This is a genomic window from Rathayibacter tanaceti (assembly GCF_001634385.1).
Lineage (GTDB): Bacteria > Actinomycetota > Actinomycetes > Actinomycetales > Microbacteriaceae > Rathayibacter > Rathayibacter tanaceti.
The window spans coordinates 1-17,402 of the sequence record NZ_LIIN01000062.1 but is presented as its reverse complement, the minus strand read 5'-3'; the positions used below and the strand labels follow the sequence as shown (position 1 = coordinate 17,402).

Here is a 17,402-nt window from a genome sequence, read left to right as displayed (position 1 = left end):
GTGCTGGAGAGCCGCCCGCCGTCGCTCGCGTACGTCGACGGCCGGGCGGAGGCGCCGGACGCCGCCGACCGCCGGGCCGGTTTCCGCGCAGCTCTGCACGAGAGCGGGGGAGAGGCTCCTGCAGTGCGGGAGGAGTGCGGGGACTTCACCCGCGCCTCCGGGCGGGCGGCGGTGGAGCGGCTGCTCGCGGCCGGGCTGCCCGACGCGATCGTCTGCGCGAACGACCAGATGGCGCTCGGAGTGCTCGACGGGCTCGCGGAGGCGGGGATCGACGTCCCCGCGCGGGTCCAGGTGACCGGCTTCGACGGGATCGAGGCCGGTCGGCTCGCGCGGCCACGGCTGACCACAGTGCACCAGCCGATGCACGAGCTCGGGCGGATCGCGGTGTCGACCCTCGTCGAGCGCCTCGCCGACCCGTCCCGTCCCGCGCGCTCGCTGATCCTGCCCGTCGAGGTGCTCCTGCGCGAGTCCACTCTCTGACGCGGCTGCGCTAGGCTCCGGCGCTCGTCCCTCGGACTCCGGTCACGCGCTCGCCCCTTGCGCTCCGCGATGTATGCGCATACATTCGGAGCGGGCCCCGCCGAGGCGGCCCGGAAGCGAGCCGGAACCGAGCAATGACGCTGAACACCAGACCCACCCGACGCCTGCGCGCGCTCGCCGCCGCAGCTCTCGCCGCCCTCGCCCTCGTCGCCACGAGCGCGTGCAGCATCCAGATCCGCAGCGCCCCCGATCCCTCGATCCCGGACGACACCATGCTGATCGCGGCCGACAACGGCTCGCCGCTGTTCGACCGCGCCTTCAACCCCTACTTCGTCAACAAGCGCGTCGGCGCGTTCTACGTCTACGAACCTCTCGTGATCCTCGACAACCTCACCGGGGTCGAGCACCCCTGGCTCGCCAGCGACGTGACGCTCCCGGATGCGCGGACCGTGCAGTTCACTCTCCGCGAGGGCGTCACCTGGTCGGACGGACAGCCGTTCACGGCCGACGACGTCGCCTTCACCTTCGATCTGCTCAAGCAGCATCCGGAGCTCGATCTCAACGGCGTGTGGACGCACATCGACTCGATCGAGACCGCGGGCTCCACGGTCACCGTGCACCTGCTCACCGACGACGTGCCCGCCGCGAGCATCATCGGAGTGACCCTGATGGTCCCCGAGCACATCTGGTCCGGAATCGAGGACCCGGCGACCTACCGCGATCCGGACCCGGTCGGCACCGGGCCCTACACGCTCGGCGCGTTCGCTCCGCAGCAGTACTCGCTCGACAAGAACCACGACTACTGGCAGGCGGACACGGTCGCCGCCGAGCACCTGGTGCTCCCGGCGAAGAACACCCAGCTCGACATCGCCACCAAGGGCTACGACTGGGGCTACTCCTATCTCTCCGACGTCGAGGGCTCGTGGGTCGCGGCCGGCAACGAGAACACCTACTGGTTCCCGCCGGGAGGCACGATCACGCTCTTCCCGAACCTCACTCGGGCGCCGTTCACCGACCTGCGCGTGCGCACGGCGCTCTCGGAGTCGCTGGACCGCGACCGCATCGCGAGCCTCGCGACCGAGGGCTACATGCAGGCAGCCGGGCAGACGAACATTCTGCTGCCCAACCAGGAGGACCGGCTCGACCCGGGCCTGCCCGACAGCGGCCGCGTCGCTCAGGACACCCAGGGCGCCCTGGCCCTCTTCGCCGAGGCCGGCTACACGCAGCAGGACGGCCGTCTCGTCGGCCCCGACGGTGCGCAGCTCTCCTTCACCATCACGACGGCGAACGGCTACACCGATTGGCTCCGCGCGGTGCAGGAGGTGCAGAAACAGTGGGGCGCGATCGGCATCGACGTCACCATCTCGGCTCCGCAGCCCGCCGCCTACCAGTCCTCGCTGGCCAACGGCGAGTTCGACATGGCGATGGGAGGCATCGGCGGCACCGGCGACCTCTACCGAGACTTCGCCACGGTGCTCTCGAGCGACTTCCTCCAGCCGATCGGCACCCAGACCACCGGGAACTACCAGCGCTTCAGCGACCCGGCGGTCGACGCGCTGCTCGCCGAGCTCAAGACCACCATCGATCCGGAGCAGCAGCGTGAGCTCGGCTACGAGCTGCAGCGCGTGGTCTACGACCAGGTGCCGGTGATCGCGATGTACTACGGCGGCTCCTGGGGCCTGTTCAGCGATGCGAAGTTCACCGGTTGGCCCAGCGCCGAGGATCCGTACGCGTCGCCGAAGACCTACGATTCGACCCCGCTGCTCATCCTCACGCACCTGGAGAAGGTGTCCGGATGAGCCGCTGCACCCCTCCCACCCTCACGAGAACGACAGGGGGCGCTCGATGACGAGCACCGCACCACTGGCCTCCCCGCAGGCGGCCGCGGCCGCCCGCGACGACCGCCCCGTCGGCCGGGGCACCGCCCGCTACCTGCTCACCCGGCTCGGCCTTTTCGTGCTCACGCTCTGGGCCGCGGCGACGGTGAACTTCCTCCTGCCCCGCCTGATGCCGGGGAGCCCGACCGACGCCGCGCTCGCCAAGCTCGCGCAGAACGGGCCAGTGACGGAGGCGACCCGCGCCGCGATCGAGGCTCAGCTCGGTGCTCCGGGCGGCAACCTTGTCGAGCAGTACCTCGCCTACCTGGGCCAGATCGTCACCCTCGACTTCGGCGTCTCGTACACGTTCTCCCCGCAGACTGTCGCGGAACTGGTGTGGACCGCCCTGCCGTACACGCTCGTGCTCGTCGGGGTCGTGACGGTCGTCGCTTCGTGATCGGCACACTCATCGGCGTCCTCGCGGCGTGGAAGCGCGGCACCTGGCTCGACGCGCTGCCCACTCTGGGCGGCTCGTTCCTCAGCGCGTTCCCGTACTTCTGGACGGGCCTGCTGCTGCTCTTCTTCGCGGGCTACGTCTTCCGCTGGTTCCCGACCTCCGGGGCGTACGGTCCGACGCTCGTCCCGGCTCCGACCGGCGAGTTCGTCGTCGACGCCCTCTTCCACGCGGCGCTGCCCGCGCTCACCCTCCTGATCACCGGGCTCGGCGGCTGGATCCTCGGCATGCGCAACACGATGATCTCGACCCTCGGCGACGACTACGTCACCTTCGCCGAGGCGAACGGGCTGCGCGCCCGCACGGTGGCGCTGCGCTACGCCGCGCGGAACGCCGTCCTGCCCAGCATCACCTCCTTCGGTCTGGCGCTGGGCGGAGTGGTCGGCGGCTCGGTCCTCGTGGAGCAGGTCTACGGCTACCCGGGCGTCGGCTACCTGCTCTACAACGCCGTCACCAATCAGGACTACCCGCTGATGCAGGCGCTGTTCCTGATGATCACCGTGAGCGTCCTCGTGGCGAACGCGCTCGTCGACGTCCTCTACGGGGTCCTCGACCCGCGGACCAGGAAGTAGGAGGCACCATGTCCGACACCGTCTCGGTGCACACCCAGCGATCGTCCGGCCCCGTGGCCGCCGCTCCCGGCTCCTGGCGGGTCGTGGGGCGGACGGCCGCGACCGTCTGGTCCGACTCCCGGGCCCGCGTGGGCCTGGTCCTGCTGGGCCTGTTCATCCTCGTCGCCGTCGCCGCTCCGCTCCTCGCCCCCTACTCCGCCACCGACAACAGCTTCGAGCGCAGCGCCGACGCGAGCACGGCGCACTGGCTCGGCACGACCGCCGCGGGGGAGGACGTGCTCAGCCAGCTCCTCGTCGGCGCCCAGACCAGCGTCACGGTCGGACTCGTCGCCGGCGCACTCTCGACCCTCGTCGCCGTCCTCATCGGGCTCTCCTGGGGTTACGCCCGCGGCCCGGGCGCCGACGTCGTCGGCTTCGTCGTCAACCTCTTCCTCGTCATCCCGAGCCTGCCGCTGATGATCGTCATTGCTGCCTACCTCTCCGGAGGCGGCATCGGGATGATCATCGCGGTGGTCGTGATCACCGGGTGGGCGTGGGGCGCTCGCGTCCTACGCTCGCAGACCCAGTCCCTCCGCTCGCGCGACTTCGTCACGGCGGCGCAGTTCAGCGGCGAGAGCCCGTTCCGGATCGTGTTCCGCGAGATCCTGCCGAACATGACGTCGTTGATCGTCGGCACCTTCTTCGGAGCGGCGACCGCAGCGATCCTCGCTGAGGCGGGCCTGGAGTTCCTCGGCCTCGGCGACACCACCACCGTCAGCTGGGGCACCATGCTCTTCTGGTCGCAGAACTCGAACGCCCTGCTCACCGGGCAGTGGATCCTGCTGTTCGCACCTGGCCTGTGCATCGCCCTGCTCGCCACCTCGCTGACCCTGATCACGTTCGGGGTCGACGGCATCTCGAATCCGCGCCTCAAGGAAGGAGCGTCGCGATGAGCGCCGCCGCCGGCCCGATCCTCCGCGTCGAGCACGTCTCGATCGACTACGGCGAGGGTGAGGGCGCCACCCGCGCCGTGCGCGACGTGAGCATCGAGCTCGCGGAGGGTGAATTCGTCGGCCTCGTCGGCGAGTCCGGCTCGGGCAAGTCGACACTCGGCTTCGCGCTCACCCGGCTGGCCAAGCCGCCGGCGCGGCTCGTGGGCGGGCGGATCCTCTTCGACGGCACCGACGTGGGAGCCCTCGCCCCGGAGCAGCTGCGCGCGCAGCGTCAGGGCGGCTTCGCGATGGTGCTGCAGTCCGGGATGAACGCGCTGAACCCCGTCCGCTCGGTGCGCCACCACTTCGTCGACATCTACCGGGCTCATCGCCACGTCGAGCCGTCGCGGTGGGAGGCGCGCTCGCGCGAGCTGGTCGGCAGGGTGCAGCTGCCCGAGTCGGTGCTCGACCGTTATCCGGGCGAGCTCTCCGGAGGGATGCGGCAGCGGGTCTCGATCGCACTGGCCCTCTCGCTCGAGCCCCGGCTGATGGTCTTCGACGAGCCCACGACCGCACTCGACGTGCTCGTGCAGCACGCGGTGATGGACACGATCATCGAGCTCCAGCGGGCGGAGCGCTTCACCGCCGTCCTGATCTCACACGATCTGGGCGTCGTCCTCGAGGCGACCGACCGCGTGCTCGTCATGCACGACGGCCGGATCGTCGAGGACGCTCCCTCGCTCGACGTCCTCCAGCGCCCCTCGGCCGAGTACACCCGCATGCTGCTCTCGCACTACGCCGATCCGCGTGCCGAGGTGATCGAGCTCCCCGGACTGCGCGAGCGCGCGGCGCGGCCTGCGGGCAGCCCGGTCGACGCCTCCGCGGTGACGGCGCTGCACGTCGAGTCGGTCTCGAAACGCTACCCCGGTCCGCGACGCGGCGAGCCGGAGGTGGTCGCCGTCGACGACGTCTCGTTCGAGCTCCCCGCCGGGCGCTCGCTCGCCCTCGTGGGCGCCTCGGGGAGCGGCAAGTCGACCCTCGCGAAGCTGATCACCGGCGTCGAGAAGCCGACGTCCGGCGAGCTTCGTCTCGGCGAGCAGCGCATCGACCGGATGCGCGGGAGGCAGTTGCGCACGCTCCGCAAGGACGTGCAGATGGTGTTCCAGGATCCGTACGCCGCCCTCAATCCGCTGCACACCGTCGAATACACGCTGACCAGGCCCGTGGAGAACTACACCGGGCTCTCGAGGGGCGAGGCCCGCGAGCGCGTGCTCGAGCTGCTGCGCACCGTCGGGCTCGCCCCGGAGGAGGAGTTCGCGGCGAAGCTGCCCCACCAGCTCTCGGGCGGGCAGCGCCAGCGCGTCGTGATCGCTCGGGCGCTCGCCTCGGAGCCGCAGGTGCTGATCGCGGACGAGCCGGTCTCGATGCTCGACGTGTCGCTCCGCGCAGGCGTGCTCGCGCTGCTCGAGGAGCTGCGGGAGTCCCGAGGCCTGAGCCTGCTCTACATCACCCACGACCTGCTCTCGGCCCGACTCGTGACCGATGAGGTGATCGTGCTCAACCGCGGTCGCATCGTCGAGCGCGGAGTCACCGCCGAGGTGCTGCGGCACCCGCAGGACGAGTACACGATCGCCCTGCTGGACGCCGTGCCGAACCCGGAGCGGGCGCGCGCCTGACCGGCGCCGCCCCGCCTCCTCCCGACCCACCCGACCACGACTGAGAGGCCGCACTGTGCTGACCTTCCCCGACGGCTTCCTCTGGGGCGCCGCCACCGCCGCGCACCAGATCGAGGGCAACAACATCAACAGCAACTGGTGGGAGGAGGAGCACCGTCCTGGCGCGAGCATCGTCGAGCCCAGCGCAGACGCGGCCGACAGCTATCACCGCTACCGCGACGACATGCGCCTCGCGGCCGAGCTGGGGCTGAACTCGTACCGCTTCAGCATCGAGTGGGCGCGGATCGAGCCGGAGCGCGGTGCCTTCTCCCGGGCCGAGATCGGCCACTACCGCCGTATGGTCGACACCGCCCACGAGTTCGGACTCGAGCCGATCGTCACGCTGATGCATTTCACGGTGCCGCGCTGGTTCGCCCGCGACGGCTTCTGGCGCGCCGCCGACGCTCCTGAGCTGTTCCAGCGCTACACCGAGGCTGCGCTGCCGGTCGTCGCCGACGGCGTGCGCTACGTCTGCACGATCAACGAGCCGAACATCGCGGCGATGCTCGCGGGCGGCGAGGACGCCGCCAACCTCGTCGCCTACGGGCTGCCGAACCCGGACCTCGCCGTCGCCGACGCCCTGCTCGACTCGCACCGCCGCTCCCGCGACGTCCTCGCCCAGCTGCCGGGCGTGCTCTCCGGCTGGACCGTGGCGACGCAGGCCTTCGCCGCCGTCGAGGAGGAGGGCGCAGAGGAGATGCTGCGCGAGTACGGCCACCCGCGCGACGACTGGTACCTGGAGGCGGCGCGCGGCGACGACTTCGTGGGTGTGCAGGCCTACACCCGCACCTTCATCGGTCCGGAGGGGCCGCGCCCTGTGGCCGAGGGTGTCGAGACCACGCTCACCGGCTGGGAGTACTACCCGCCCGCCGCCGCCGACGGCATCCGCAGCGCGTGGGAGCTCACGGGCGGAGTGCCGGTGATGGTGACCGAGAACGGAATCGCGACCGCGGACGACTCCCGCCGCATCGACTACACCCGCAGCGCTCTGGAGGGCGTGCACGCCTGCCTCGAGGAGGGGATCGACGTGCGTGGCTACCAGCACTGGAGCCTGCTCGACAACTACGAGTGGGCGAGCGGGTTCCGCCCGACCTTCGGCTTGATCTCCTGGGACCGCGAGACGTTCGAGCGCACGCCGAAGCCGAGCGCGCACTGGTACGGAGGAGTCGCCCGGGCCGGCGCCCTCGACGCCGAAAGCTGACGCCCGCCCGGCGACGCCGAGCCGGGAGCGGCGTCGGCGGCACGGGCACCGATGCCCTAGCGTTCGAGGGGTCCGCCCCCGACGCGAAGGAACCGTATGTCCGACACCGCCGCCCCCGCCCTCTCCCGCACCGCCGTCGAGCGGAGCTGGATCCTCGGAGTCTCTCTGATCGCGATCACGCTCGGAGTGATCGCCGTCCTCATCCCGGGTCCGACGCTGCTGACGATTGCGATCGTCTTCGGCGTCCACCTGATCGCGGCCGGCGTGTTCCGACTCCTGCTCGCCTTCACCGCCTCCCGCCTCGAGGCGCGCGTGCGCTGGCTCGCCGGGCTGCTGGGCGTGCTGATCCTGGTCGCCGGCATCCTGTGCCTGTCCAACCCGTTCCAGTCGCTGACGGTGCTCGGTCTCGTGATCGGCCTGGGCTGGATCCTCGACGGCGTCTCGAGCATCGCGAGCGGTCGCACCCTCTCGGGGCCGGCCTGGCTGCCGATCGCGGCGGGCATCGCCTCCGTCATCGCCGGCGTGCTGACGATCATCATGCCGGTGCTCGCCCTCAGCTCCTTCGTCACAGTCGCCGCGATCCTGCTCATCATCGTCGGAGTCTCCGGCCTGCTGCTCCTCCCCGGGCGCACCCCGCGGGCGGAGGCGTGAACGTGCCGGGGGCCGATCCCGCTCTCGTCCCCGAGCTCCTCGTCACCGACCTCGGCCGCAGCCTCGCGTTCTGGTGCGGGCCGGGCGGGTTCCGGATCCGCTACTCCCGGCCGGAGGAGGCTTCGCCTTCCTCGTTCTCGGCAGCGCGCACGTGATGCTCGAGCAGGCGGGCCTCGGCCGCAACTGGATCGCCGCTCCGCTCGAGCCGCCGCTCGGACGGGGGATGAACCTGCAGCTGAGCGTCGAGGACGCCGCCCGCGTGGCGGCGGCGCTCGCCGAGGCGGGCGTCGCCCTCTTCTCGCCGCTAGAAACCCGCTGGTACCGGGTCGGCGAGGAGGAGGTCGGCGTCCGGCAGCTCGTCGTCGCCGATCCGGACGGCTACCTGCTCCGCTTCCAGTCCTCGCTCGGTCGCCGGTCCGCCGCCTCGGTCTGACCCGTCGGCCGACGCGCCACCATCCGCTCGGCGCGCGACGTCATGCCAGAGGTGGATGCCGCCACGGTCCGCGCCTGGTTCGATCGGAGCCATGACGCAGCACCCCGCCACGGGCACCCTCGAACAGGCCGCCGCCGCCGACCCGAGCCCGGACCCGGGCGCTGCCGCCGCCGAGGCCCGACCGGAGCCCCTCGTCCGTCCGGCCGACCTCGTCTCGGCGCTCACGGGAGTCGCCCTCTGCTTCTTCTCGCTCTTCGTCTTCGCGGTCACGCACTGGCAGTACTTCGGCCCCGATGTCGACGACGCCAGCATCCTGGGCTGGCTCGCGCCGCTGGTGGCCGGAGTGGTCTGCCTGCTCGCCTCCGTCGTCTCGGTCGCGGTCCGCGTCTCCGGCCGTCGCGCCGAGCGGGCATGAACGGCCACGGTCGGCGGGTCGCCGAGCAGCTCCTCGCCCAGGCCGGCTGCCTCCGTGTCGAGAGCCCTTGGGTCTCGGGCCCCGAGTCCGCGCTGTCGGTCGACTTCGCCGTGCTCGCCGAGCACGCCGGCGCCCTCGACCTCTCGGAGGAGGCTGTCGCGCGCATCGCGCACTCGCTCGCGACCGGCCGCCCGGTCGATCTGCGCAGTGCCTTCGGCCATCTGACCCGCGACCACGCCCAGCTCGTGATGACCGCGGTCGCGGTCGCCGGGGGACACGACCGCGAAGGCTGCCGGGTCCGTGTGGACGGCGGCGACCGCTGCGTCGAGAGCGTGCCTCCGCTGGCCGCCTGGCCCGCCTGACGGTGCGCCGAGCGCGCCGCCGCCCGCGTCGCTACGTCCTTTCGGAGGTGCCCGGTTTAGGGTGTCCGTGTGCAACGAGTCGACGATTTCCCAGGAGCCGGACCGGTGGAGACCTCACCCGAATCCGGTGACCAGGGGCAGGAGTCCTCTCACGTGCTCCCCCCGAATTCCACGTCACCCGTTCAGGTGACCAGCGGCGAAGCCGGCTACCAGGGCGGCAACGCCGCCGATCCGGTGTGGCAGTCGTGGCGCGACGAGCTCGCCGCAGTCGGCGGCCCCTCGCCGCTGGTGCACTTCGTCGACTCCCCTCGCACCCGGATCGAGCTCTCGACGACGCACCCCGGGGGCCTGCCGCCGTTCATCTCGGGCAAGACCACCCTGCTCTCCTCCCTCATCCGCGATGAGCTGGCCCTGCGCACGGCGAAGAGCGCCGCCGGAGCGATCACCGACAAGGGCATCGAGTTGCGCTCGGTCCGCGGCATCGAGGGCGTCCACCTCGCCATCGGGCTCGCCCAGTGGCGCGCCGGCGACACGGAGTTCACCGCTCCCGTGCTGCTGCGTCCGCTCGCGATCCGCCGCTACGGGCGCGACTTCGAGCTGAAGCTCAAGGGCCAGCCCTACTTCAACCCGCAGCTGGGGCGCGCGCTCAAGCAGCAGTTCGGCATCACGATCGACCCCGAGCAGTTCGTCGCGCTGGCGGTGCAGAACGGAGTCTTCAAACCGCAGCCGGTCATCGACCAGCTCCGCGGTCTCACCTCCCACCTGCCCTGGTTCGCCGTCCACCCCCGCCTCGTGGTCTCGAGCTTCGCCGACGTCGCCGGAGACATGCTCCGCGACGCCCGGATGCTCGAGCACCCGGTGCTCGACGCGGTCGCCGGAAACCCGGCCGCCAAGCGTGCGCTGCAGCAGTCGCAGAAGGTGGCGTCGATCATCCCGCAGGACGAGCGTCCGCCGGCGACCGACAATCTCCTCCTCGACGCCGACGCCGAGCAGGAGCAGGTGATCGCGAACATCGCGGCCGGCAACTCGCTCGTCGTGAAGACGCTCCCCGGCACCGGCGGCACCCAGACGATCGTCAACGCGATCGGCGCCCTGGCCGCCCAGCACAAGCGTGTGCTCGTGGTGAGCGCGCGCCGGTCGAGCCTCGACAGCATCCACCAGCGCCTGCTCTCGGCCGGCCTGGGCGGCGTCGCCGTCGGCCCGCGCACGCTCCGCCGCGACCTCATCCAGTCGATCGGCCGCAACGAGAAGGCGTCGCGCCCCTCGGTGAGCGAGATCGACGACGCCCTGCTGCGTCTGCGGAAGGTGCTGCTCGACTACCGCGGTGCGCTCTCGCGTCGAGACGAGAGCTTCGACGTCTCGGCCCTGCAGGCCCTCGAAGAGCTCGCGCGCCTGTCGCAGCTGCGCACGCCTCCGTCCACCACCGCACGGCTCGACCGCCGAGCGGTCACCGCTCTCGCCCACAGCCGGCCGGACGCGACCCGCATGCTGATCGAGTCGGCGCGTCTCGGCGAGTTCCGCTACGGCCCGGGCGACTCGCCCTGGTACGGCGCCCAGTTCGAGTCGACCGCCGACGCCGAGATCGCCCACGAGCTGGCGAAGCGCCTGCACCTGCGCGATCTGCCGCGCCTGCTCGACCGCGGCCAGGACGTCATCGGCCAGACCCGGATGCGCCCGTTCGAGTCCGTCGCCGAGCTCGGCATCTACCTTCGGCTGCTCCACGACGTCCGCGAGACGCTCGACAAGTTCCAGCCCGCGGTGTTCGACCGCTCGATCCAGGACCTCATCACGGCCACGGCACCCCGCCGCGAGCGTCCGAGATGTCGTCGACCAACCGGCGCCGGCTGAAGAAGCTCGCCCGCGAGTACCTGCGGCCCGGAGCGCACGTCACCGATCTCAACGCGGCTCTGCGCCGTGTGCAGCAGCAGCGCACCCTCTGGCAGCGCTACGCCGTGGCCGGTACCGTCCCCGAGGTGCCGGTCGGCGTCGCCGACGTCCAGGTCGCCTACCAGCAGGTCTCGGACCAGCTCGGCCGCCTCGACGAGCCGCTCGGACGCCGCGGCACGAATGTGCAGCTCGCCTCCCTCCCGCTCGCCGAGCTGGCGTCGATGATCTCGGGTCTCGCCGAGGACAGCGAGGTCCTGGCCAACCTCCAGGAGCGCACCACCCTGCTGGCGACGCTGCGTGACTGGGGCCTGGATCCGCTGCTCTCGGACCTCTCGCGTCGCCACGTCCCGCCCGAGCTGGTTGCCGGCGAGCTCGATCTCGCCTGGTGGCGCTCGGCGCTCGAGATCATGCTGGCCGACGAGCGCGCGCTCCTCGGCGGCAACACGGGCGTGCTCGACCGCCTCGAGGCCGACTTCAAGCTCGTCGACGAGGCGCACGCCGCCTCCAGCGCCGAGCTCCTGGCCTGGAAGCTCTCCGAGACCTGGAAGATCGGGCTCGTCGACTGGCAGCACGAGCGCGATGCGCTGCGGGCGCTGCTGCGCACGGAGTCGGCGACGACTCCGCAGGAGCTGCAGAAGGCGGCGCCGCACCTCTCGCGCGTGCTCGCTCCTGCCTGGCTCGTCTCGCCCTACGAGGTGCACCGGATCGGCACCGAGACCACCTTCGACGCCGTCTTCCTCGTCGACGCCGGCGCCACCACGCTCGCCGAGAACGTCGGAGCGATCCGACGCGCCAAGCAGGTGGTCGCGTTCGGCGACCCGGTGACGCAGACGCCCACTCCGTTCGCCCTTCGCGTCGACGAGACGCCCGAGTTCGGCTCCACCGCCTCGCGCACCGATGTGGAGGCGCTGCACGCGCAGTCCGCGCTGGCGCGCCTGGGCGAGCTGCTCAACACGGTCACGCTCACCCGCAGCTACCGCGCCGGCGGCGAGGATCTCGCCGAGCTCGTCAACCGGCGCTTCTACGGCGGACGCATCGACTCGCTGCCGTGGGCGGGCTCGTTCCTCGGGCACGACTCGCTCCGCTTCCACTACATCGCGAGTGGGCACGGCATGCCGGAGAACGACTCAGGAGCTGTGGAGTCCGTCGACGCCGAGGTCGCGAAGGTGGTCGAGCTGGTGCTTGAGCACGCCGTCATCCGGCCTCGGGAGTCGCTGATGGTCATCACCGCGAGCCCGCGCCACGCCGTGCGGGTGCAGCAGGCCGTGCTCACCGCGTTCGCCAAGCGCACCGACCTCAGCGACTTCATCCTCGGCGACCGGCCCGAGCCCTTCGCCGTCGTCACCCTCGAGCAGTCGGTGGCGCAGAGCCGCGATCGGGTCATCTTCTCGATCGGCTACGGCCGCACCCCGCATGGCCGCCTGCTCTCGAACTTCGGTGCTCTCGCCGAGCCGGGTGGAGACCGTCTGCTCGCCGTCGGCATGACCCGGGCGCGTCGCTCGATGGACATCGTCTCGTGCTTCCGCCCGGGCGACATCGACGAGTCGCGCATGCGGTACGGAATGGTCGCCCTGGCGCAGGTGCTCCAGGAGGCCGAGGACCGTGTGCAGCCCAGCGATCGCGACGACTACTCCGAGCCGATGCTGGTCGATCTGGCCGCGCGCCTGGAGCGTCGCGGGCTGCGGGTGAACGTCGGGCACAAGGGCAAGCTGGCCCTGGTCGCCGCGCACGGAACTCGCGCCGTCGTGGTCGAGACCGACCGCGATGTCAGCACGCAGAGCCTGCGCGTCTCGCTGCGCCTGCGTCCCGAGCTGCTGCGCCGTCTCGGCTGGCACTACCTCCGCGTGCACAACTTCGAGCTGTTCGCCGACCCCGAGGCGGTCGCCGCGCGGGTGGCCGGGCTGATCGGCGCCTCCGGTGACGAGGCATCCGCCGAGGGGGACGCGGCTCCGACTGCGCCCGCCGCTGCGGCGACCTCGGCCGAGACCCAGCCCGTCGAGCCGCTGCCGCGCGAGTGACCGCGGCCTGCTCCGACACGCCGGCCGGCGCGGACAGGCCGCTGCGGCGCACCCGTGGCGGTCGGCGTGCCAGCCTGCCGGCGAAGCCGGGCACCGACCCGTCGCCGCACGATGCGCCCGTGCCCGATCCGGAGGCGCCGCTCACCCGCCCGGACACGGGCCCCAACGATGCTCGGCTGCGCCAGGACGTCCCGCCGCACTATTGACGTGTGTCCCGTCGTCCCCTCACCCGCCTCGGTGGGTCCGATGCGCCCCGACGCGGCAGGCTCAGTCCGAGTGCCGTCCGGAGTGCGCGCCGCCCCCCGGCACCGCGCTCGGTGAGCAGGTCGCGGATGTCGGCGAGCAGCTCCAGCTCGGTGGGCGCCCTGTCCTCGGTGGGAGCGCCGGCGGCCTTCGTGGCGAAGGCGGCGTCCTTGAGGTGGTTGATCGGCAGGACGAACGCGAAGTAGAGCACGAATGCGACGATGAGGAACTGGATCAGCGCAGAGACGACACTGCCCCAGGCGATCACGGACGCGTCCTGGCCGTTGCCCGCCGCCCGAATCTCCCAGGTGAGGCTGTCGAGCGAGGAGGCGTCGAAGAGCAGGCCGATCACCGGGTTGAAGATCCCGGTCACCAGCGCGTTGACGATCGTGGTGAACGCGGCGCCGATGACGACCGCCACAGCCAGGTCGATGACGTTGCCGCGGAGGATGAACTCCTTGAAGCCGTTGATCATGGTCTGTTCCGTTTCTCTCGGCGGGCGGCTGCCGCGCGGTCGGAGGCTGGGTCAGCTCGTGGAGGACGAGCCGGAGGAGGACGAGCCCGAGGACGACGATGACGAGCCCGAAGATGTTGAGCCCGAGCCCGACGAGCTCGAGCCCGACGAGCTCGAGCCCGACGAGCTCGAGCCCGACGATGACGAACCCGACGACGCTCCGGACCCGCCCGCCGACGTGCCGGTCGCTGCGGGTGCCTCCGACCCTCCGCTCGACGAGTCGCTCGCGCCCGACGCGCGAGAGTCCGTGCGGTAGAAGCCGGAGCCGTTGAAGGTCACTCCGACAGCACTGAAGACCTTGCGCAACGCCCCTCGGCAGCTGGGGCACTCCGTGAGGCTGTCGTCCGTGAACTTCTGCTGGATGTCGAAGGCGTTGCCGCACTGCGTGCAGCGGTAGGAGTAGGTGGGCACAGGAGCTCCTCGAGAGCGGGTAGTGGAGGGGGAGGCGTCAGCCGCGGAGGTCGACGACGCCGGAAGGGGTCACGACTCCGTCGACGGCCTGGTCGTGGATCTCGCTGGGGACCCGGTCGACGAACTCGCTGTCGAAGACGACGGCGTAGACCGGAGGGCGCTTCTCCATCGAGCCGAGGGTCTTGTCGAAGTAGCCGCGGCCCCAGCCCATGCGCATGCCCCGACGGTCGACGGTGGCGGCCGGAACGACGATGAGGTCGACGTCGTTGATCGCGATGGGGCCGAGCAGCTGCCCGACCGGCTCCGGCATCCCGAAGAGCCCCTGGGTCTCGGTGTGCCCGTCGCCCACCGCCCAATCGAGCAGACCGTCATGACGCGAGATGGGGAAGAGGACCCGCAGGCCGGTGCTCTCGGCCCAGCCGAGGAAGGGACGGGTGCTCGGTTCGTCAGGTGCCGAGAGGTAACAGGCGATCGAGCGGGCGCCGACCCGCGTGGCCAGCTCGATCAGGTGGGTGGTGATCTGCTCCGACGCCTGCTCTCGGACTGTCGAGGTCTGCGTACGGCGGCGCTCGCGCAGCTCGGCGCGCAGCGCCCGCTTCTCGTGCGTGATGTCGGCTGGCATGCGCTCAGTCTAGATCCGGGGGTCGCGCGGCTCCCGCCTGCCGCTGTGAGGGAGACTCCTGCGCAGGCACCCCGGGAGGGGGCCCGGCGCCGTCCGCCGCCCTCAGTGGCGCGAAACTCCGGCGACTCCCGCCGCCGCTAGGATGACGCCCCATGGGCACTCGAATCCGCAAAGCCGTCATCCCCGCCGCCGGTCTCGGCACCCGCTTCCTGCCGGCGACCAAGGCCATCCCCAAGGAGATGCTGCCGGTCGTCGACAAGCCGGCCATCCAGTACGTCGTCGAGGAGGCGGCCGACGCCGGGCTCCAGGACGTGCTCGTCATCATCGGGCGCAACAAGAACGCGCTGGCCAACCACTTCGACTCGGTCCCCGAGCTCGAGCACAACCTCTCCAAGAAGAAGGACGACAAGAAGCTCGAACACGTCAAGTACGCGAGCGATCTCGCGGACGTCCACTTCGTCCGGCAGGGGGAGCCGAAGGGCCTCGGCCACGCCGTCTCGCGTGCCCAGCGCCACATCGGCGACGAGCCCTTCGCCGTCCTCCTCGGCGACGATCTCATCGACGCCCGCGATCCCCTCCTCTCCCGCATGATCGAGGTCGCCGAGAACCGCGACACCACGGTGGTCGCACTGCTCGAGGTGGACCCCGACCAGATCCACCTCTACGGCTGTGCCGCAGTCGAGACGACCGACGAGGACGACGTGGTGCGCATCACCGGACTCGTCGAGAAGCCCTCGAAGGAGGACGCCCCCTCGAACCTGGCGATCATCGGCCGCTACGTGCTCAAGCCCGATGTCTTCGGCGTGCTCGAGAACACGGCGCCCGGCAAGGGCGGCGAGATCCAGCTGACCGACGCGCTCGAGCGGATGGCGCAGGACCCGGCCGAGTTCGGTGGCGTCTACGGCGTCGTGTTCCGCGGTCGCCGCTACGACACGGGTGACAAGCTCGACTACATCAAGGCGATCGTGCAGCTCGCCTCCGACCGCGAGGACCTCGGGGTTGACCTCAAGCCCTGGCTGAAGGACTTCGTCGCCGGTCTCTGACGCCGCACCACGACGCCTCCGGGAACGGCCGGGACGCTCCGCCACGGTGGACGTCCCGGCCGTTCGCCCGTTCGTCGCTGCCGCAGACCAGCGCGACCGTCCAGCCCTCTCCCGGGTCGGCGCGGAGCAGTAGGGTCGCATCATGCCGTTGCCGATCCCGACGCTGACTGAGGGTCGTGTCACCGTCCGCCCGATCCGGGTCCGCGATGCGCGACCGCTCGAGCGAGAGCTGATCGCCAATCGCGCGTGGCTGCGCCAGTGGGAGGCCTCCGATCCGCGCGGCGGAGCCGCCTTCGACGTCCGCGCGAGCATCCGCTCGCTCCAGCAGAACGCGCGGGCCGGCGGGGGAGTCCCGTTCCTCATCGACTGGGACGGCGAGCTCGCCGGACAGCTCAACATCTCGAACATCGGCTACGGCTCGCTCTCCTCCGGCTCGATCGGCTACTGGGTGGCCGAGCGCTTCGCCGGGCGCGCCATCACCCCCATCGCTGTCGCCCTCGCCACCGATCACGCCTTCCTCGATCTCGGCCTGCACCGCATCGAGATCTGCATCCGCCCCGAGAACCGCCCGAGCCTGCGCGTGGTCGAGAAGCTCGGCTTCCGCTACGAGGGGTTGCGCCGCCGCTTCATCCACATCAACGGCGACTGGCGCGACCACTTCTGCTTCGCACTCGTGGCGGAGGAGGTGCCGCGCGGCGTCCTGCGGCGCTTCCTCGACGGCCAGGTGCCGCACGATGTGGGCGTGCCGAGCGACGCCGACGTCCGCGCCTCCCACCGCTCCGGTCTCTCCGGTCCCCCCGACGGTGCCGGTCTCCCTCCCGCGGGCGGCCGGCTCCTCCGCGATCCGTACGGACACACCTACCCGTAATGACGGCCGGGAGCGCCCTGTGCTCCTAGCGTTGGTCGCATGAGTAGCGACTGGTTGGGCGGAGGCGTCGTCTGGGCGCTCGCCGCCGTCCTCTGGGTCGCCTACCTGATTCCCACGTGGATGCGCCGGCGGTCGTACAACGCGACCGAGCGCAATGCGGTGAGGCTCCAGCAGACTCTGCGGATCCTCGCCGAGACGGCAGAAGTACCCGAGCACGTGCGAGCGGAGGCGACGGCCCGTGAGGTCGCGCTCCAGCAACGCCGTCTCCGGGTGACCGAGACACGACGACGAGCCGAAGAGAAGGCACAGGCGATGGAGCTGGCACAGGCGGAGAAGGCAGCGCGCGAGGCGCTGCGACGGGCGACAGCGGGCGCGCGGCGGAGCACGAGGCGCTCTGCCCTGCGCTGGCGCCAGGGCGCGGCGCTGACGGTGCTGGTCGGACTGCTCGGCGCGCTGGTCGGCCTCGTGATGCTGCCGTTCGGCGGCACGGGGGCGGTGCCGCTGGTCGGGCTGCTCCTGCTGGCCGCGGGGCTCGGCACGCTGATCGTGCTGGCGCCCGGCCGGTGCCGGGCCGCCGCTCCGGCCGCGGTCGCGACGACCGCCGTCACGGCCGAGCGGCGCCGCGCGGAGGTCTTCGAGGCCGAGCTCGACGTGGAGGAGGCGGACGACGCCTCCGAGGAGCTCGTTGAGGACCGCGCGAGCTGGACGCCGCAGCCGCTGCCGAA

The 17,402-nt window shown here is 71.3% G+C and carries 15 protein-coding genes and 4 pseudogenes; 16 read left to right on the top strand and 3 right to left on the bottom strand.

Features of this window, described 5'->3' with window-relative positions; all coding sequences use genetic code 11:
• The 12 genes and pseudogenes from ACH61_RS09075 to ACH61_RS16305 all read left to right on the top strand — a co-directional run.
• Window positions 1-480, top strand: a 480-nt coding sequence (locus ACH61_RS09075) for a LacI family DNA-binding transcriptional regulator (protein ID WP_161489646.1), incomplete at its 5' end; no start/stop codon positions are given.
• 134 nt (window positions 481-614) lie between these two features.
• Window positions 615-2,279 (top strand): ABC transporter substrate-binding protein, encoded by a 1,665-nt coding sequence (locus ACH61_RS09070; RefSeq protein WP_068211346.1) that lies wholly within the window; start codon window positions 615-617, stop codon window positions 2,277-2,279.
• A 133-nt stretch (window positions 2,280-2,412) separates the two neighbouring features.
• A pseudogene (locus ACH61_RS09065) lies at window positions 2,413-3,383 on the top strand (ABC transporter permease).
• An 8-nt stretch (window positions 3,384-3,391) separates the two neighbouring features.
• Window positions 3,392-4,315: an ABC transporter permease gene (locus ACH61_RS09060; protein WP_068211343.1), complete on the top strand. Its 924-nt coding sequence runs from the start codon at window positions 3,392-3,394 to the stop codon at window positions 4,313-4,315.
• A complete protein-coding gene (locus ACH61_RS09055) occupies window positions 4,312-5,970 on the top strand; it encodes an ABC transporter ATP-binding protein (protein WP_068211340.1) in 1,659 nt (552 codons plus the stop codon). Before ACH61_RS09060 ends, ACH61_RS09055 begins: the two co-directional genes overlap by 4 nt.
• Before the next feature lie 55 nt (window positions 5,971-6,025).
• Complete coding sequence (locus tag ACH61_RS09050; RefSeq protein WP_068211337.1) at window positions 6,026-7,210, top strand: glycoside hydrolase family 1 protein; 1,185 nt, start codon at window positions 6,026-6,028, stop codon at window positions 7,208-7,210.
• 96 nt (window positions 7,211-7,306) lie between these two features.
• Window positions 7,307-7,861, top strand: a complete 555-nt coding sequence (locus ACH61_RS09045) for an HdeD family acid-resistance protein (RefSeq protein ID WP_068211335.1) — start codon at window positions 7,307-7,309, stop codon at window positions 7,859-7,861.
• Entirely contained in the window at window positions 7,858-8,016 is a 159-nt protein-coding gene (locus ACH61_RS17920; protein WP_201787593.1) for a VOC family protein, read from the top strand. Before ACH61_RS09045 ends, ACH61_RS17920 begins: the two co-directional genes overlap by 4 nt.
• Complete coding sequence (locus tag ACH61_RS09040) at window positions 8,013-8,294, top strand: VOC family protein (protein ID WP_201787592.1); 282 nt, start codon at window positions 8,013-8,015, stop codon at window positions 8,292-8,294. Before ACH61_RS17920 ends, ACH61_RS09040 begins: the two co-directional genes overlap by 4 nt.
• Window positions 8,295-8,385: 91 nt before the next feature.
• Complete coding sequence (locus ACH61_RS09035; RefSeq protein WP_068211332.1) at window positions 8,386-8,709, top strand: hypothetical protein; 324 nt, start codon at window positions 8,386-8,388, stop codon at window positions 8,707-8,709.
• The gene (locus tag ACH61_RS09030) at window positions 8,706-9,071 is read left to right on the top strand and encodes a hypothetical protein (protein ID WP_068211330.1); all 366 of its coding nucleotides are present in this window, start codon (window positions 8,706-8,708) and stop codon (window positions 9,069-9,071) included. The genes ACH61_RS09035 and ACH61_RS09030 overlap by 4 nt, the downstream gene beginning before the upstream one ends.
• A gap of 105 nt (window positions 9,072-9,176) precedes the next feature.
• Window positions 9,177-12,976: pseudogene (locus tag ACH61_RS16305) on the top strand (DEAD/DEAH box helicase).
• A 199-nt stretch (window positions 12,977-13,175) separates the two neighbouring features.
• Here ACH61_RS16305 and mscL read toward each other — a convergent pair.
• Entirely contained in the window at window positions 13,176-13,694 is a 519-nt protein-coding gene (mscL, locus tag ACH61_RS09010; RefSeq protein WP_068211319.1) for a large conductance mechanosensitive channel protein MscL, read from the bottom strand.
• Between mscL and ACH61_RS19330 the strand changes: the two genes are divergently transcribed.
• The gene (locus tag ACH61_RS19330; protein WP_413784029.1) at window positions 13,678-13,989 is read left to right on the top strand and encodes a hypothetical protein; all 312 of its coding nucleotides are present in this window, start codon (window positions 13,678-13,680) and stop codon (window positions 13,987-13,989) included. The two genes, mscL and ACH61_RS19330, sit on opposite strands and share 17 nt — an antisense overlap.
• A gap of 14 nt (window positions 13,990-14,003) precedes the next feature.
• Here ACH61_RS19330 and ACH61_RS19325 read toward each other — a convergent pair.
• A pseudogene (locus ACH61_RS19325) lies at window positions 14,004-14,144 on the bottom strand (FmdB family zinc ribbon protein); the annotation flags it as partial.
• Window positions 14,145-14,181: 37 nt separating this feature from the next.
• Complete coding sequence (locus tag ACH61_RS09000) at window positions 14,182-14,766, bottom strand: 5-formyltetrahydrofolate cyclo-ligase (RefSeq protein ID WP_068211313.1); 585 nt, start codon at window positions 14,764-14,766, stop codon at window positions 14,182-14,184.
• A gap of 152 nt (window positions 14,767-14,918) precedes the next feature.
• On the opposite strand from ACH61_RS09000, the gene galU reads away from it, so the two are divergent.
• The 3 genes and pseudogenes from galU to ACH61_RS08985 form a co-directional block, all read left to right on the top strand.
• Complete coding sequence (gene galU, locus ACH61_RS08995) at window positions 14,919-15,809, top strand: UTP--glucose-1-phosphate uridylyltransferase GalU (protein WP_068211311.1); 891 nt, start codon at window positions 14,919-14,921, stop codon at window positions 15,807-15,809.
• A gap of 142 nt (window positions 15,810-15,951) precedes the next feature.
• Window positions 15,952-16,677 carry a GNAT family N-acetyltransferase gene (locus ACH61_RS08990; protein ID WP_082845150.1) on the top strand — a complete coding sequence of 242 codons (726 nt, stop codon included), beginning with the start codon at window positions 15,952-15,954 and terminating at the stop codon, window positions 16,675-16,677.
• A gap of 39 nt (window positions 16,678-16,716) precedes the next feature.
• Window positions 16,717-17,402 (top strand): annotated as a pseudogene (locus tag ACH61_RS08985) (hypothetical protein); the annotation flags it as partial.

Coding starts and splice junctions, on each gene's coding strand:
- ACH61_RS09070 (WP_068211346.1), top strand. CDS start 615: ATGACGCTGAACACCAGACCCACCCGACGCCTGCGCGCGCTCGCCGCC.
- ACH61_RS09060 (WP_068211343.1), top strand. CDS start 3,392: ATGTCCGACACCGTCTCGGTGCACACCCAGCGATCGTCCGGCCCCGTG.
- ACH61_RS09055 (WP_068211340.1), top strand. CDS start 4,312: ATGAGCGCCGCCGCCGGCCCGATCCTCCGCGTCGAGCACGTCTCGATC.
- ACH61_RS09045 (WP_068211335.1), top strand. CDS start 7,307: ATGTCCGACACCGCCGCCCCCGCCCTCTCCCGCACCGCCGTCGAGCGG.
- ACH61_RS09035 (WP_068211332.1), top strand. CDS start 8,386: ATGACGCAGCACCCCGCCACGGGCACCCTCGAACAGGCCGCCGCCGCC.
- ACH61_RS09030 (WP_068211330.1), top strand. CDS start 8,706: ATGAACGGCCACGGTCGGCGGGTCGCCGAGCAGCTCCTCGCCCAGGCC.
- mscL (WP_068211319.1), bottom strand. CDS start 13,694: ATGATCAACGGCTTCAAGGAGTTCATCCTCCGCGGCAACGTCATCGAC.
- ACH61_RS09000 (WP_068211313.1), bottom strand. CDS start 14,766: ATGCCAGCCGACATCACGCACGAGAAGCGGGCGCTGCGCGCCGAGCTG.
- galU (WP_068211311.1), top strand. CDS start 14,919: ATGGGCACTCGAATCCGCAAAGCCGTCATCCCCGCCGCCGGTCTCGGC.
- ACH61_RS08990 (WP_082845150.1), top strand. CDS start 15,952: ATGCCGTTGCCGATCCCGACGCTGACTGAGGGTCGTGTCACCGTCCGC.